This window comes from Shouchella rhizosphaerae (assembly GCF_036700015.1).
GTDB classification, from domain to species: domain Bacteria; phylum Bacillota; class Bacilli; order Bacillales; family Bacillaceae_D; genus Shouchella; species Shouchella rhizosphaerae.
Genome location: NZ_CP144921.1, coordinates 2,987,511 through 3,003,372 on the forward strand (window position 1 = coordinate 2,987,511; position 15,862 = coordinate 3,003,372).

Here is a 15,862-nt window from a genome sequence, read left to right on the forward strand (position 1 = left end):
GTTTATCTTAGTGAAGCCAGCGAAAGTGGGAGGAGTAGTATATGACTTGTCGAAAGCGAGGAAGGTGAAGACGGGGGGGAAGGGCACGGGTAATGTTATATCATCGCAAGGTAGAGTAACTGTTAATGCGATAAAATCCAACCCTAACGTATTTAAGGGTAAATCAACGGATGAGATAGCCCAAATGTTAAGAGATAATGGATATGATATAGTAATAGAAAAATCAAAAAGGTCATCTTCAGGAGCTGAAATTATTAAGATAAATAATCTCGGTAGTGGTCGAAATATTACTCAAGTTCAAGTATCACCGGGTGGAGGAAGACATGGGAATAACCCGTATGTAAAAATAAGTACGAGTGACCAAGGTATTATTAAGGTTGTGGATGGAAGTCCAAATAATTATTTAACTGATGGAGCAGAGAAAGCAACGATTATCTTCACAGGGGGGAAATAAATTGGTTGATCTAAATGCACCTATTATTCCTTGGAAAGGTATGGGGAATATAGAACTATATAGTCATTTAAAAGACTTTTATGAGTATATTAATAAATCAAGACCTAAAATTTTAACAGTAGGAATGTTTGATGTTAGATATGAAATTGAAAATCAAGTTTACTTGTGGTTTAGTATACTAAATGGGCGATTATGGAAAATAACAGCTTTAAAAGATTATAAGGGTAAACTGTTTGACAACATCCATATTGGAATGCACATTGACGATGTGCTAACGATAGAGCCAAGCTTTGAGTATGATGATTTTGAAGAAGTGTACTGTAGTCCAAAAGGAATATTTATTGAAACAGACCCTGTAGAACACACGGTATTATGGATTTCAGTATATGTCAAAGAACTTGATAACGAAGATTTTGAAAGAGGAAATTGGTAGGAATACCTATGAAACCTTGATTGGCTAAATGCTTTTCAAGGTTTTTATTTAATGTAAAGGAGGATGGAAATGAGTGTAGAGACTTATCAAAAAGCAAAGGAAATTATTATGAATGAAGAAGAGATTGCTGATTTTGTGGGTGAACGAACAGATGAATTAATTAGTTTGGCTGAAGAAAAATTAGGGTTAAAGTTTACTGGTTTATATTTAGATTATTTAAAGACATTTGGAGCAGGTAATTTCGGAGCACAAGAAATTTACGGAATTATTGATGCTGATTTCGAAAATTCATCAGTTCCAGATGCGATATGGTACACTCTAACAGAACGAAAGGAAATTCGTCTACCAGATAACCTTTTAGTCATATATGATACTGGGAGTGACGAACTATTTTGTTTAGACTTTAATCAACGTGATGATAATGGAGAGCCGAAAGTAGTATCTCTTGTACCTGGAGTAGACTTAGAGAGTCAAACATATGAAATAATTGCTAACGACTTTGGTGATTTTTTATTAGATTTGGTTAAGCAAGAAGTATAGAATTTGAAAAAATCTTGATTGGTTTTATACCTTTCAAGGTTTTCTTTTTTTAGGGGCTACCTAGTGCCGAATGAACCGCTTATTATTATCAGATTAGAAGATCCCCTTATAGTCCCTTTAATTTTATAGTACGTACAACGTCTTTAAAACGTATGCCCTATTTACTCTTGGATTTTGTTAAGCAAATAACCATAGTTGGGACGCTCAATGTGTGGCAAGGGTTTTAATACGACCTACTATATTTACCTGAAGCTTTTAAAAGGATGAAAGAAGATACGGGTACACATCATAATTTTCCTATGTCTTTTGACAAAACGATTTTATCTAACAAGCCATCAGTTGTTAGACCAGATGGACGTGCAGAATATTTACACACAGGAACGATCAACGGTCAACAAGGTGTCTATCATATAACAATTAAAAATGAGATAGTAACCCATCGTTCGTTTATTCCACAGAGCGATTGGAAACGGTATTCTAACCGTTGGGAGTTGCCATCCCAAGTTACTCCATAAATAGGAGGTTGAAAGTACTTGAAAAAGCTTGATTTTAAGACTTATGGAGAATTTACAGATGAAATGTTAAATCTTAAGTATGACTCACAAATAATATATGAGGGATATACAGATAACTTAATAACTTCAATAACAGGTGATTTAGAACTAAAACTAAACTACGGTACGAGTAATACTTATTCGGTACTCGCTAGAAAATTTGGTGACCATGTAGTATGGATACCAAAACTTCCATTGGACTCAGATTATAGATACAAAACGATTGTTTTTACTTTGAGGCAGTTTGTAGAATTATGGACATTTTTAAAATATAGGGCAGAAAATGATTTAGAAATTATAAAGAATATACGTTCAGATGAATTAAAACTCATATGGATGATGGGAGCTAGAGGGGCAGAACGAATTGATGATACATCAAGTCTAATTCAATCAGTTAAAAAGAATATCCTTGCACTCTCTACAAGTTTAGAACACCAGGATACAACTTTTAATAATCTTATTCAAAATAATTGGGTATTAAATAAAGATAGGCTAATAGAAGAAGGAGACAATTGGGAATGTTTTATTGCTTATCTTGATAATGGAGTACATGAGGAGTGGGAGGTTTTTAAAAAAGATCAGGAAGATGTTTTATATATTCACTTAGGTAGTGGATATTGTTTACCAATTTAACAATAGTAGCGGCTATCGAATGATAGCCGTCTTTTGGTTAGAGTACGGAGTGTCATACTTAGACAATAGAGAGATACTTGTAAGCTCAATATGATGTTTTAACAAAGATAAGAAAAGGATTAGCGCCGTAAGGGAAAAGTTATTTGAAAGAGGTGTAAATAATGATTGAGATAAAACCAAGTACTGCAAAGTTTAATGAGAGAGAGTTCAACCATTTTCAAAAAGAACTAGGGGCAAGTTTGCCAATTGAATATAAAAAATTCCTAGAAAAAAATAATGGTGGCGCTCCGGAAGTGAATATTGTTGAACTTAAAAATGAAGAAATAAAGTCATTTTCTGTTACCGATTTTTTTGGTATTAATACCATGAAAATAAATGACTTAAGGTCACAATATGAAACTTATAAAGAACGGATACCAAGTAGGAATATACCTATATGTAGGGCAGAGGGAGGTAATATAGTTTGTTTAAATATTGATAACGGGATAATAAGTTTATGGGACCATGATACTGAACTTATGAATAAAGATTTCTTGCCTGCTAATTCTTGTTTTAAAGTTGCGAGCAGTTTTGAAGAATTTTTAAGTTTTATGAAACCATATGGCCATGAAGATGCTTTAGATGATTACAAAGTTGAAGACGTGTGGATTGATCCTGATTTTCTAAAAGAATTAAAAAGTGATAAAGATTAACGTGCAATACTTAGAAAAACTTGATTCGCTATAATGAACTGCCCCCGAAGAATGGCCACTTTAAAAAGTTCGTTTCTCGGGTTTTTGTTTTCTATTACAACGAACCAGGTATAATCAAATCAACTAAGAAGAACGAGAAATGTAAAAATGAGTAAACGATTTTTACTATTCTTGAGTAGAAAAGTCAGAATTTAAACTCTTCTCCTGTCAGTGCCATCCTAAGCAATGAACAGGCGCTACAAGCGTGCCGAGCGCCAGCGATGGGAGCAACCCATGCCGTTATCCCGGCGTATTCCCGTTATTTGCGCGCCTATCGACTTTGCCCGCAAACGCGACGTCTCGCCGGCAATCCTGACGCGGCAACTGAAACAGCTGGTTCCGATCCAATACCAATGGTACCAAGCCCAGCTCCGTAGCCAAGCGATTCAAATGGACACGTCGCAAGTAGTCACCACACTAGGATATATGTTTACGGCTCAAGAAGTCGCAGCTATCAACACGTACCTCGAGAACAACCCTCCGAAAGAGGAGCGGTTGAATGAAAATCCCATTGTTGCTGGAGTGGTCGACTTTTTCTTCGGTGACTTCATCACGCTCGCCGCCCCAGAAGCTTCGCTTAGGGAGAAAGCCCTGGCAACGACGTTTATTTTAGTGAAGCCAGCGAAAGTGGGAGAAGTAGTATATGACTTGTCGAAAGCGAGGAAGGTGAAGACTGGGGGGAAGGGTGCGGGGAGAATTCCTAAGCAAACAGTGAAATCGAATAAAGGTAAGACAATTGATGTTACACCCACTGCAAATCATTCAACTACAACATCGGTTCCAAATCCTGCTTGGTACGTTTAATAGATAATCTAGGAGTGATACTATGGATTATGAAGAATTAAAACAAAGAGTAGCGATGGGAGAGGAGTTTCAATTCTACTATCGAAATCAAAGTTTTTGGATTAGCAGAAATGAAGATGGGTACTATTTAACAAGAGTTAGAGATAGCTATTCTCAATCCTTTAAAACATCAAATGAATTGTTTGTGGATGGACGAATAGATGGGAAAAGTATTCAAGAGTTATGGAAAGAAATTGAGATATAGATGCTGTATACCTTGATTGGTTTTATGCCTTTCAAGGTTTTTTTGTGAGGCCTAGTACTGAATAAACCGCTTTTTACCTTACAAGAAAAGGTAATCTAAGTGGTTGGGATTTTGTTGTGTATATCCATTTTTTCATTTGGCTAATCCATTTTATTTCCTCTTTTTTACACAATATTGAGCTTGCCTAGAAGCTTCACAACGACAGCACTACCATCATTTATAATGAATTCCCATACACAACTAGCATAAAAGAGGGCTTTAGTACGTTTTCCCAACCACCCACCGATACTCCCTTCTACACCAGTTTTTAACAAAAAGCATATTGGGAAAATTGCCATGCCTGTTGTCTTATTCGTTCTAAAGTACTAGGATAGCACTAGTATGGAACTTTATTTCGGGAGAAGGGATAAACATTGCTTGAAGTAAAAGAAAAAGCTGGCACACTTTTGCGCCAAAAAGGGTGGTCCGATCCTTTATTAAACGAAATACGCATGAAAGAACTAGCAAATAGTGATGAGTACTCGTTTGAAGAAGTGCTCCTTATTGCAAAACACTTAATGCCTGACGAGTACATTCCCCTTATGAATGTATATGCGGCATCGGCAAAGAAGCTGCAGCATGTCCGGGACGCGTTTGAGTATGCGGCGAGTTATTATCAATTAGATATGTTGGAGAGATTGATACATACCCATAAAGAGGATGAATTATTAAGAGAGTGGATTCTAGTATACGAACTGATATATAATTTTTTGCAAGGGAAAGAGAATGAAGAGCAAATGTTCGAGTCTGCTAGAACTTTGTTTGCTTACACGAATAATCCATTGGTTCGCATCCGCTTAGAATTTATTGAGTTTAATAACTTATACAAAATGGGGATTATCAACAGTAGCAAGTTACTAGAAAGCCGCTCCAAGACCTTATTTGCTCAGCTTCAGCCTAGTTTTATGAAAACCGTTCTAGCTAGTCGCCTTTCTTTATTGTTAGGTAGCATCAATCTTTATCGAGAAGGTGACATTGAGTCTGCAGAAAGAAACTTTTTAGCTGTTCTCGTCAATGAAACAACACCAGATATTTTTATGTGTTCTGCAAACCACGGTTTAGCTTTGGTTATGGTTAATAAAGAGAACAAGCTCTGTGCTGAATATGGGCAACGAGCAGTGATGTTTGCAAAAAGAGCTAAAGCTGCTAAATACAATGAAATGTTGGTTAGTGAGTACGTCCCTTTTATGCGCAATGCAATGGGAGAAGTATTTGACTTAACGAATGTTAAACCCGAAGAACAAGCACATCAATACTTAGTAAGGGGCGATATACAGCGGGCATTAACAGTAATAAAAAATTTAGAAGATAAGGGAGAAATGACACCTTTTCTAATTTATTATAAAGGTCTAGCCCAAAAAAGCGTGCCGCTGCTTTTAGATGCAATGGAAGGTTTCACTAAAAACGATTTTTATATGGTTGAATTGGTAAAGAAGAAGATCAATCAATTAGTTTGAGAGATGGGGGATACAAATGAAAAGAATTAACTGTAAATTAGCAAAAACGGGTGCATTCATTTTAAGAAATCCCTACTGTTTTCTTCTGATCCTTTTTGGAGTAGGGGCTATGGGTGGAGGAGGTTTAGTTATTATACCCTCTCCTTGAATATAACTATGCAAGTTTCTATGTAATCATTTTTTGCAATTAAATCAATCAAATTTTTAAGTTAAGACCTAAACCCGCCTTTGCTTAGTATGGAACAAGTGTGAAGGCGGGCTTTCGATTAGTTCTTCTCCAAATGCTCAAAAATCTCGCCACTCTCTAAAAAGTCGATAAAGCGGTCGAGCCAGTCGTAATATGCTTTGGCATGGGCGATTTTTTTTAAGTCGGAAGCGATGACTTCTGCTTGTTCGGGGGTTTCTTTCTGTAATGCAAGCAAGCGTTTTTCCATTTGCACGCTTGCTTTTTTGTTGTTTTCGATTCCTTGGCGCCATTTTTTCGAAAAAATCGCGATAAAAGAAGCGTACCAATCTTCTTCTCCAATATAAAGGTCTTTGCGGACGCCTTTCTTCCACACTTTCCGCGCCATATTGGCATCAACAAGCTGTCTAATGCCAGTGCTCATGCTTGTTTTGCTCATCCCTAGGCGCCGGCTCATTTCATCAAGCGTTAAAGTATCGTTTTCAAATAATAGCGTACCATAAAGACGACCGACTGATTCGTTAATGCCATATAGATGAAAATTGGTCGAAAGCTCATGGATAAACTGTTCTCTGATTTCCTGAAGTTGCTGGTCAACGCCGTTGCTATGCTCGTTTGCCTTCTCCATGTCATTCCTCCAGTGGCCTGCTTATAGAGAGTGTAACAAAGTTCAAAAACAGGTGATAGCATGACAAAGTACAGCATCTGCCAGCATCTGCGAGCAAATAGAAGGAAACCGACCATTGCTTTCGTACAGTTTAAACTGTATGAAAAATATCGACTAAAAGAATGATATATCATGTTTGATTAAAAAATTGTAAATAAGGTATAGTTACAAGGTCTAAAGCAGCACGACTGAAGTGAAGAGGTGGAAAACTTGTCAAAAATTAGGGTTGAGGGCTTGACAAAAGTATTTGGGAAAAAACCGAAACGGGCTCTGGACATGTTGGCACAAGGAAAATCCAAAGCGGACATATTAAAAGAAACTGGCCACACGGTTGGTGTTAACCAAGCAAGTTTTGAAGTCGAAGACGGTGAAATTTTTGTTATTATGGGGCTTTCCGGCAGCGGTAAGTCAACGATTGTGCGGCTGCTGAACCGTTTGATTGAACCGACATCAGGAAGTGTTTGGATTGACGGTGAGGACCTCGCTAAGATGGATGGGAAAAGCCTTCGGGAAGTTAGGCGCAAAAAGATGAGCATGGTCTTCCAAAAGTTTGGCTTGTTTCCAACAAGGACGTTGATTGAAAACGTGGAGTATGGCCTTGAAGTGCAAGGCATTGAGAAGCAGGTGCGCCGTGAAAAAGCGATATCGTCGCTTGAACTTGTTGGCTTAAAAGGATACGAAAATAGTTATCCTTCGCAACTTTCTGGCGGAATGCAGCAACGTGTAGGGCTTGCACGTGCCCTTGCCAATGATCCGGATGTCCTGTTAATGGACGAAGCGTTCTCTGCGCTTGATCCGCTCATTCGGAAAGATATGCAAGACGAATTATTAGATTTGCAAGAAACGATGAACAAAACGATCATTTTTATTACCCATGACTTGGATGAGGCGCTCCGTATCGGAGATCGCATCATGATTATGAAAGACGGTTCGGTCGTGCAAATTGGCACGCCTGAAGAAATTCTCACACAACCGGAAAATGATTATGTTGAGCGGTTTGTGGAGGATGTGGACCGCTCAAAAGTATTTACAGCGGAAAATGTCATGATCCGTCCAGAAACGATTAATTTGGAAAAAGACGGACCGCGTGTTGCCTTGCAACGGATGCGCGATGCGAAAATTTCTAGCATTTATGTAACGAAACGGAATAGGGAGCTAGTTGGAATCGTCCATGCGAGCGATGTTTCGGAGTTAATCAAGCAAAATATTAATAGCATTGACAGCATTATTGTAACAGATGTGCCGAAAGTCGAAATGGACACGCCAATTAATGAATTGATGGAGGAGCTTGCGAGCAGTTCCGTGCCTCTTGTTGTCATTAAAGGCAACAAGCTACAAGGCATTATTGTAAGAAGCGCCGTTCTTGGAGCGTTATCGGGAAGTGAGGTTGATTTTAATGGATTTTCTACCCCGTCTGGAACTAGGTAGTTGGGTTGAAGCGTTTGTAGAATGGCTGCAGCATGCTGCTTGGTTTTTTAATGGTATTGATTTTACGATTGAAAAGGTCATGGACGGGATTTACTGGATCATCGCCTTGCCGCCAAGCTGGTTGTTTGTTCTCATTATTGCGGCGCTCACGTATTGGACAAACCGCAAATGGGGCTTGACCCTTTTTGTAATCCTCGGCCTGTTGTTAATTGACAGCCTTGGTTTTTGGAACGGCATGCTTGATACGTTGGCACTCGTCTTGACGGCTTGTCTGATTTCTGTCGTCATCGGTGTTCCAGTTGGCATTTTAATGGCGAAAAACGACCGTACAGAAGCCATTATCAAACCAGTACTTGATTTTATGCAGACGATGCCTGCATTTGTTTATTTGATTCCAGCTGTTGCTTTCTTCGGCATCGGCATGGTTCCTGGCGTTGTCGCTTCTGTCATATTTGCCATGCCGCCGACGGTCCGCATGACAAACCTCGGTATTCGCCAAGTTTCAACGGAATTAATAGAAGCAGCAGACGCATTCGGTTCAACAGGCACGCAAAAACTATTTAAAGTGCAACTGCCAATGGCTCGGGGAACGATCATGGCTGGGATTAACCAAAGTACCATGCTTGCCCTTTCTATGGTTGTGATCGCGGCCATGATCGGGGCAACTGGAATTGGCCAGGTTGTTTACAGCGCAGTTGGACAAAATAACATTGGCAATGGCTTTGAAGGTGGTATTGCAATTGTCATATTGGCGATTATTCTCGACCGTTTAACGCAAAGTTTTAACAAAAAACAAAGCGAATAAGTGGCAAAAGAGCGGCAACCGCTCTTTTCACTATAGATTTAAATTCAGGGGGTAATGAAATGAATGTAAAACACGTTACGATGACAGCGACAGGATTGGCCCTTGCCGTAACACTTGCAGCTTGCGGGAATGGGGATGACAACGGCAACGGTTCAGACTCTAAGCCAGTTGGCTCTACGGATGAAGGCATGATTTCCAAAGAAGATATTCAAAAAGATTTATCGGTCATTACGGGGATTGACCCAGGCGCAGGCGTTTCCCAAGCAGCAGAGCGGGCGATTGAGGACTATGATTTGACAAACTTGACTTTGCAAACATCTAGTTCCTCTTCGATGGCACAAGCGTTGGATACGGCCATCCAAAAACACGAGCCCATCGTTGTAACGGCATGGAATCCACATTGGAAATTTGCTGCCTATGACTTGAAATACTTGGATGATCCAGAAGGTTCATTTGGCGGTACAGAAGAGATTCATACGATTGCTCGCCAAGGTTTGGAAAGCGAGAAGCCTGAAGGCTATCAAGTCGTTGATAATTTCTTCTGGAGCGAAGATGACATGAACGAAGTAATGCTCGCTGTGCATGAAGGCGCTGATCCAGCAGAAGCTGCTCAAGAGTGGGTTGATAACAACCAAGAAAAAGTCGATGAATGGATTGACGGCGTTGATACAGTCGATGGAGAATCATTCTCCCTTGTGCTCGTAAACTGGGATTCAGAAGTAGCTTCTTCCAATGTGCTTGCCCTTGCTCTTGAGCAAGTTGGCTATGACGTAGAACTGAGTGTTGTTGAAAACGGGCCAATGTGGAAATCGCTTGAATCTGGCGACCAAGATGCAAGTGTGGCTGCATGGTTGCCAATTACACACGGCAGCTTCTTCGATGAAAGCAAAGTCGACGATTTAGGTGTCAACCTTGATGGCGAGCCACGCATCGGCCTCGCAGTGCCAAGTTATATGGATATTGATTCGATTGAAGATTTGAAAGCTGAATAATGGACGAAACAAAGTGAAATGAACGAACAAAAAGTGGTGGCAGATTAACAGATAACATGTTATTATGCTTCTAACGAATGAAAGGAGGCAACATACAATGGCTACTGTTTTTATGAATGATGGGATAAATAAACTTCATACCATAAAAACAGTGACCGGAAGTATCGTGTCTTCTAAATTAAGAAAGTAGCGATGTGGAGTGCTATTCATTTTCATACAGGGTTAAGATGAATGGGCTCTATAAAAAAGCTTCTTTGTTATATCGAGCGATGGAATGAGACACCGGTTTCTAAATCGGTGTCTTTTTCTATGCATGAAAGTAGGTGAAGCATGAAACAAGCGGTGCCCGTACATGAAAAAGCCTCCTAATATTGAAATTTTATCTATTAGGAGGCGCGTACAAAATGAAAGTTGTCAATCATGCGACAAAATACGAACGATTAAAACATTTTTTGAATGCTTTAAATGAACCAACGTACCGGTATAAACAGATTACTGAAGCGATTTTCAAACATCGTATTGGTGCGTTTAATAAAATGACCACATTGCAAAAGCACTGAGAGAATCGCTCATAAACGAATTTGGTCCTTCCATCCTTACAGTAGAGCCGGTGCTAGAAACAACGTCTCAACAAGTCACTAAAGTGTTGCTAAAAGTAGCGGGAAACAATCAAGTGGAAGCCGTAAGAATGCATTATGAAGCAGGGTGGGAGTCGTTTTGCATTTCTTCTCAATGTGGCTGTGGGTTAGGGTGTACGTTTTGTTCGACAGGAGCCATTGGGTTAAAACAAAACTTATCAGCAGACGAGATGACAGACCAGTTGCTCTATTTTTATCTGAAGGGGCATTCCTTAGATAGTGTCTCTTTTATGGGCATGGGCGAAGCGCTAGCCAATGTAAGGATATTTGATGCTTTGAATGTGCTTGTCGATCGGCAACTATTTGCATTAAGTCCTAGAAGAATAACGGTCTCTACGGTTGGCATCATACCAAACATCCAAAGAATGACTAGCAGCTTTCCTCAGATGAACCTAACGTTTTCACTGCACTCTCCTTTTCATGATCAGCGCAGCGAGTTGATGCCGATTAACAACAAGTACCCGTTAGACCAGGTAATGAATGTATTGGATCAGCATATTCACGAGACAGGGAGAAAAGTATATATTGCTTATGTCATGCTTCGGGGTGTCAATGATTCGGAGAAACATGCAGAAGCACTTGTTAAACGGATTCTAAACAATCGCTATCCCCATCTCTATCATGTCAATTTGATTCGCTACAATCCGACTGTGGGTACGCCTGAAAACTATGGCCAAACCATAGAAGAGAAACTGCAAACTTTTTACCGTGTCGTAAAATCAGCTCGAATTCCTGTAACGATTCGGAGTCAATTTGGAAGAGAAATTGATGCCGCCTGCGGCCAATTATATGGTCAGTATCAGGCGAAAAAAAGGTGAATTCCTTCAAGCATGAGGGAGCCGCTCCTCGTCTTGGCCCTTGGTTGGCTTGTTCTACCAAGGGCTTTTTGCTCTATGTAACGAAGCTGCTTGTCTTAAAGTTCCTTTTCAATAAAGAAATTGACATAAAAGGAGAATGGCGGATATATAGTGGTAGAAGTGTGTTTGAATGTTAAGTAGACAAAGGATCACAAATAGCCGATAGCAAAAAAGATGTGAAGAAATGTCACATTTAACAATCAAATGCTGTTCTTTATATGGTAAAATAAAACTAAGATTGACGAGATGAAATGAGTGATAATGATGAGCACGGAGCGGATTCACCGCTGGACGAAAACAAGGCTGCGGGAACATCTAAGTGTTGTAAAAGGGGAGCGCCCGCCAACAATCGTTTTAAAAAATGCTACGTATTTAAACCATGCCAGAAGAAGATGGCTGAAAGCAAATATTTGGATTGCGGATGACCAAATTGTTTATGTCGGCAAAAGTTTGCCAGAGCAGATAGGCGATGCGGAAGTGGTTGATTGTACAGGGGAATACATTGTTCCTGGCTATATTGAACATCACGCCCATCCATTTCAACTGTATAATCCATACAGTTTGGCAAAATATGCTTCTGAGCGTGGGACGACGACGCTAATCAATGACAACTTGGTTTATTTTTTGAACTTGGAAAAAAAGAAAGCGCTTTCCTTGATCGAGAAACTGGAAGAATTGCCGACAACGATGTACTGGTGGGCACGCTACGATTCACAAACCGAGTTAATCAAAGATGAAATGTTTTCCAATTCAAAAATGAAGGCATGGCTGGAACACCATTTGGTGGTGCAAGGAGGAGAACTGACGTCATGGCCGAAAGTGCTGCAAGGCGATGACACGACATTGCATTGGATGCAGGAAACAACGAGGCTGCGGAAGCCAATTGAAGGCCATTTGCCAGGAGCTTCTGAAAAAACGCTGTCGCAAATGGCGCTTCTTGGCGTGACGTGCGACCACGAAGCCATTACGGGTGAAGAGGTTGTGCGTCGTTTGGACCTCGGGTACACTGTGTCGTTGCGCTATTCTTCGATTCGCCCTGATTTGCCTCGCTTGTTTGAAGAATTGAAGGAGCTAGGCGTCGATTATTTTGGGCGTTGTTTGATGACGACTGATGGTTCGCCGCCGTCGTTCTACAAAGATGGTGTAATGAACCAATGTATTAAAATCGCCCTGGAAGCCGGCCTTGATCCTGTTGATGCATACGGTATGGCTACCTATTATGTCGCCCGTTATTATAATATCGACCATAAACTCGGCATGATCGCTCCAGGCCGCATTGCCCATTTGAACTTTCTCGAAAGCATGGACAATCCAATGCCTAAAAGCGTTTTGGCTAAAGGGCAGTGGGTGTTAAGAAATGGCACTCCACAAGGAAAAGAAACAACGCCATTTGAGTGGGGCGACTATGGGATTGGCCCGATTCACATCGACTGGAGTCTTGGTGAAGATGAGCTCCATTTTTCGATGCCGATGGGAATTGAAATGACAAACGCGGTCATTTTAAAGCCTTACCAAACGACGTTGGAAACGGCGGCAACGGAGTTAGCGACAGGCCATGACGAATCGTTTTTTGCGATGGTCGACAAGCAGGGCAAATGGCTTGTGACGACTACATTAAAAGGGTTTGCCACGGCGGTAATGGGCATGGCCAGTTCCTATTCGTATACAGGCGATATCATTTTGATAGGCAAATCGATTCCAGCCATGATCCAAGCGTTCAATGAATTAAAAGCACAAGGGGGCGGGCTCATTCTCGTCGAGAATGAGGAAGTGATCGGCCGTGTCCGCTTGCCTCTTCTCGGCATGATGTCCGCGGCGCCAATGGAAGACATTATGGCAGAAGAACAGTCGTTTGTCAGCCTCCTGCGGGAACGGGGCTACAAATTTGAAGATCCGATGTATAGTTTGCAGTTTTTTTCAGCTACGCACTTGCCTTATATTCGGGTAACGCAACGGGGGATCTACGATGTTCGGAAGAAAGGAATACTATTTCCGGCGATAATGCGTTAAAATAGAATTACTTTGGTGCTTTAAAACTTTAAAAAAGACACGCATCGTAGAGATTGCACAATACTCGAAAGGTGTGACATTGCTTGCAGATCAACAAATTACGGGGCAAAGAACTAGATCAGCTCTTTAAATCGATTTTGTCTCTCAAAAATTTAGAAGAAGCGTATGAGTTTTTTGACGATCTTTGCACCATTAATGAAATTCAGTCACTTGCGCAAAGGCTAGAAGTTGCTAGGATGTTGCGTGATGGTTATACGTACCACAAAATTGAGACAGAGACTGGGGCTAGCACAGCGACCATTTCCCGAGTTAAACGCTGTCTAAATTATGGCAACGATAGCTATCGGATGGCGCTTGACCGGATTGAAGCCCAGGAAGAGCCGCAAGATTAACACCATCTCCTATGAGCGAGGCAACATGTTTGTCTACAGGCTAAGAACGATTCTTTTTAGGATCGTTCTTTTTCTTGTTTTTTTGATAGCGCAAATAGGGGAGATCGGCTACAATAGACGTTAAAAACAAAAGGAGAACGAGAATGGACCGCCATCACGCTACGTACAAAAAACGGCTTGCCGCAGCAAGCAAACAGGAGCCGGCCGATATTCTGGTCATTAACGGCAAACTGATTGATGTTTATACGTTAACCATCTATGAAGCTTCTATTGCGATCACAGACGGCTACATTGTTGGCATTGGCGATTATACAGAAGGCAAAACAGTGATTGATGCCCAAGGCAAATACGTATGCCCTCCGCTTATTGATGGCCACGTCCATATTGAATCGGCGATGGTTCGCCCTGAAGACTTTGCCGGTGTCCTTGTGCCAAAAGGCGTGCTTACGGCGATTGCCGATCCTCATGAACTCGCTAATGTTGCTGGTGTAGAAGCGGTGACATACATGGTTGAAGCAGCTAAAGACTTGCCGCTTGATATTAAAATGGCCGTCCCTTCAAGTGTGCCTGCCGCATCTTTTGAAGAAAATGGCGCCTCCCTTTCTGCCGAAGATGTACGCTTGCTTTTTGCGAACGAAGGCGTATACGGGCTAGGAGAAGTAATGGACTACCCGGCAGTTTTAAATGGCGATGACGACATGCTTGAAAAAATCGCAATGGCGAAGGCAAAGGGCCGCCCCATTGATGGCCATGCAGCAGGGCTAAATAGCGATGCATTAAATGCATATCGGACAGCTGGCATTCACAATGACCACGAAGCAGTAACCGCTGAGGAAGCCAAAGCACGAGTCCAGCGTGGATTTTATGTACTGATGCGTGAAGGGACGGCTGCCCGTGATATCGAGGCGCTCTTGCCAGCTGTTACAGCAGCTAATGCGCGGCGGTTTGCCTTTGCGACAGATGATAAGCATCTAGATGACTTGCTGAAAGAAGGCAGTGTTGACTTTAATGTCCGCAAAGCGATTGCACTTGGCATGGAGCCACTCCAAGCAATCCAAATCGGAACCTTGAATGCAGCTGAATGCTTTCAACTTGATGATAAAGGGGCCATTGCTCCTGGAAAAGAAGCGTCGTTTCTGTTCGTGTCAGACCTTTCCACGTTTCAAGTCGATGCCGTGTATGCAAAGGGCATGCTCGTAGCCGAAAAAGGCGAACTAACGAGCCCGATCCGCACTCCTTACCCCGTGCCAGAGCGATTGTTGAACAGTGTCCATCTTGCTCCATTTGCACGAGAGGACTTAACGCTAAAACTGAAAAACGCTCACTCGACCCCTGTTATTGAAACAACGCTCGGCTCGATTGTGACGAAAAAAGTGCTGGCGTCTGTTCCAGCGGAAAACGGTATATTTCAACCTGGCGGCGAATGGCTAAAGCTTGCGGTCGTGGAACGCCATGAGGCGACGGGACATATCGGACTCGCCATTGTAAAGGGCTTTCCTTTTTCAGAGGGGGCAATTGCCGCGACTGTAGCTCATGATTCTCACAATCTTATCGCTGTAGGGGCAGATGATGAAAGTTTGTACCATGCCATTCATCATGTCGCTCGCTTAGGGGGTGGGATGGCGGTCGTAAAGGGAAACAACGTGCTTGCGGCCATGCCCCTTAAACTGGGCGGCTTGATGTCAACCGCTTCAGCGGAAACAGTCAAACTACAGCTCAATGAGTTACAACAATCACTCGTCCATCTCGGCTACCAAGAAAAAATCGATCCGTTTTTAACGTTGGCCTTCCTTGCACTCCCTGTCATCCCCGCACTTAAACTGACGTCAAAAGGGCTGTTTGATGTCAATGCGTTTGCCTTTGTCGAACAATAAAAACACGAAGTATATAAGCATTGTCTTAAGGACTGGCCAGAACGCCAGTCCTTAAGGTTGTCGACAAAGTCGATAACCGCACAAACGCTTGTCAGACGAGGAGTGCAGGGGATGGAAGATGTGAAT

At 41.6% G+C, this 15,862-nt stretch carries 16 protein-coding genes and 1 pseudogene; 16 read left to right on the plus strand and 1 reads right to left on the minus strand.

All coding sequences use genetic code 11. The features are described 5' to 3' along the window. The first annotated feature begins 46 nt into the window (after positions 1–46). From V5G21_RS14805 to V5G21_RS14845, 9 genes are all read left to right on the plus strand, one after another. Positions 47–454 carry a hypothetical protein gene (locus tag V5G21_RS14805; RefSeq protein ID WP_142300146.1) on the plus strand — a complete coding sequence of 136 codons (408 nt, stop codon included), beginning with the start codon at positions 47–49 and terminating at the stop codon, positions 452–454. A 1-nt stretch (position 455) separates the two neighbouring features. Then, positions 456–887: a hypothetical protein gene (locus tag V5G21_RS14810; protein WP_063608647.1), complete on the plus strand. Its 432-nt coding sequence runs from the start codon at positions 456–458 to the stop codon at positions 885–887. Between the two features lie 69 nt (positions 888–956). Further along, positions 957–1,427: an SMI1/KNR4 family protein gene (locus V5G21_RS14815; protein WP_035206092.1), complete on the plus strand. Its 471-nt coding sequence runs from the start codon at positions 957–959 to the stop codon at positions 1,425–1,427. Between the two features lie 263 nt (positions 1,428–1,690). Beyond that, on the plus strand, positions 1,691–1,942 hold the full coding sequence (locus V5G21_RS14820; protein WP_142299401.1) for a hypothetical protein: 252 nt from the start codon (positions 1,691–1,693) through the stop codon (positions 1,940–1,942). Positions 1,943–1,960: 18 nt separating this feature from the next. Beyond that, complete coding sequence (locus V5G21_RS14825; protein ID WP_063608646.1) at positions 1,961–2,614, plus strand: hypothetical protein; 654 nt, start codon at positions 1,961–1,963, stop codon at positions 2,612–2,614. A gap of 161 nt (positions 2,615–2,775) precedes the next feature. After that, positions 2,776–3,306: an SMI1/KNR4 family protein gene (locus tag V5G21_RS14830; protein ID WP_063608645.1), complete on the plus strand. Its 531-nt coding sequence runs from the start codon at positions 2,776–2,778 to the stop codon at positions 3,304–3,306. 273 nt (positions 3,307–3,579) lie between these two features. Further along, positions 3,580–4,149: a hypothetical protein gene (locus V5G21_RS14835; RefSeq protein ID WP_338464884.1), complete on the plus strand. Its 570-nt coding sequence runs from the start codon at positions 3,580–3,582 to the stop codon at positions 4,147–4,149. Between the two features lie 22 nt (positions 4,150–4,171). Beyond that, the gene (locus tag V5G21_RS14840) at positions 4,172–4,393 is read left to right on the plus strand and encodes a hypothetical protein (RefSeq protein WP_063608643.1); all 222 of its coding nucleotides are present in this window, start codon (positions 4,172–4,174) and stop codon (positions 4,391–4,393) included. A gap of 413 nt (positions 4,394–4,806) precedes the next feature. Beyond that, complete coding sequence (locus V5G21_RS14845; protein ID WP_338464886.1) at positions 4,807–5,889, plus strand: AimR family lysis-lysogeny pheromone receptor; 1,083 nt, start codon at positions 4,807–4,809, stop codon at positions 5,887–5,889. Between the two features lie 266 nt (positions 5,890–6,155). Here V5G21_RS14845 and V5G21_RS14850 read toward each other — a convergent pair whose 3' ends face one another. Next, the gene (locus V5G21_RS14850; RefSeq protein ID WP_063608641.1) at positions 6,156–6,701 is read right to left on the minus strand and encodes a GbsR/MarR family transcriptional regulator; all 546 of its coding nucleotides are present in this window, start codon (positions 6,699–6,701) and stop codon (positions 6,156–6,158) included. Positions 6,702–6,950: 249 nt separating this feature from the next. On the opposite strand from V5G21_RS14850, the gene V5G21_RS14855 reads away from it, so the two are divergent. From V5G21_RS14855 to ade, 7 genes and pseudogenes are all read left to right on the plus strand, one after another. After that, complete coding sequence (locus V5G21_RS14855; protein ID WP_011245926.1) at positions 6,951–8,168, plus strand: quaternary amine ABC transporter ATP-binding protein; 1,218 nt, start codon at positions 6,951–6,953, stop codon at positions 8,166–8,168. Next, positions 8,137–8,973, plus strand: a complete 837-nt coding sequence (locus tag V5G21_RS14860; RefSeq protein WP_063608640.1) for an ABC transporter permease — start codon at positions 8,137–8,139, stop codon at positions 8,971–8,973. Before V5G21_RS14855 ends, V5G21_RS14860 begins: the two co-directional genes overlap by 32 nt. Positions 8,974–9,032: 59 nt before the next feature. Then, positions 9,033–9,965, plus strand: coding sequence for a glycine betaine ABC transporter substrate-binding protein (locus tag V5G21_RS14865; RefSeq protein ID WP_011245928.1), 933 nt, complete (start codon positions 9,033–9,035; stop codon positions 9,963–9,965). Positions 9,966–10,369: 404 nt separating this feature from the next. Then, positions 10,370–11,421, plus strand: a pseudogene (locus V5G21_RS14870) (Cfr family 23S rRNA (adenine(2503)-C(8))-methyltransferase). 303 nt (positions 11,422–11,724) lie between these two features. Further along, the gene (locus V5G21_RS14875; protein ID WP_095237034.1) at positions 11,725–13,470 is read left to right on the plus strand and encodes an adenine deaminase C-terminal domain-containing protein; all 1,746 of its coding nucleotides are present in this window, start codon (positions 11,725–11,727) and stop codon (positions 13,468–13,470) included. Positions 13,471–13,553: 83 nt separating this feature from the next. Continuing rightward, positions 13,554–13,862: a YerC/YecD family TrpR-related protein gene (locus V5G21_RS14880; protein WP_011245931.1), complete on the plus strand. Its 309-nt coding sequence runs from the start codon at positions 13,554–13,556 to the stop codon at positions 13,860–13,862. A gap of 143 nt (positions 13,863–14,005) precedes the next feature. Continuing rightward, positions 14,006–15,736 carry an adenine deaminase gene (gene ade / locus V5G21_RS14885; RefSeq protein WP_304527875.1) on the plus strand — a complete coding sequence of 577 codons (1,731 nt, stop codon included), beginning with the start codon at positions 14,006–14,008 and terminating at the stop codon, positions 15,734–15,736. Positions 15,737–15,862: the final 126 nt, after the last annotated feature.

What these genes read in the sequence shown, in the direction of transcription:
- V5G21_RS14815 (WP_035206092.1), top strand. Translation starts at nt 957, where the DNA reads ATGAGTGTAGAGACTTATCAAAAAGCAAAGGAAATTATTATGAATGAA.
- V5G21_RS14820 (WP_142299401.1), top strand. Translation starts at nt 1,691, where the DNA reads ATGAAAGAAGATACGGGTACACATCATAATTTTCCTATGTCTTTTGAC.
- V5G21_RS14830 (WP_063608645.1), top strand. Translation starts at nt 2,776, where the DNA reads ATGATTGAGATAAAACCAAGTACTGCAAAGTTTAATGAGAGAGAGTTC.
- V5G21_RS14835 (WP_338464884.1), top strand. Translation starts at nt 3,580, where the DNA reads ATGCCGTTATCCCGGCGTATTCCCGTTATTTGCGCGCCTATCGACTTT.
- V5G21_RS14840 (WP_063608643.1), top strand. Translation starts at nt 4,172, where the DNA reads ATGGATTATGAAGAATTAAAACAAAGAGTAGCGATGGGAGAGGAGTTT.
- V5G21_RS14850 (WP_063608641.1), bottom strand. Translation starts at nt 6,701, where the DNA reads ATGGAGAAGGCAAACGAGCATAGCAACGGCGTTGACCAGCAACTTCAG.
- V5G21_RS14860 (WP_063608640.1), top strand. Translation starts at nt 8,137, where the DNA reads ATGGATTTTCTACCCCGTCTGGAACTAGGTAGTTGGGTTGAAGCGTTT.
- V5G21_RS14865 (WP_011245928.1), top strand. Translation starts at nt 9,033, where the DNA reads ATGAATGTAAAACACGTTACGATGACAGCGACAGGATTGGCCCTTGCC.
- V5G21_RS14875 (WP_095237034.1), top strand. Translation starts at nt 11,725, where the DNA reads ATGAGCACGGAGCGGATTCACCGCTGGACGAAAACAAGGCTGCGGGAA.
- ade (WP_304527875.1), top strand. Translation starts at nt 14,006, where the DNA reads ATGGACCGCCATCACGCTACGTACAAAAAACGGCTTGCCGCAGCAAGC.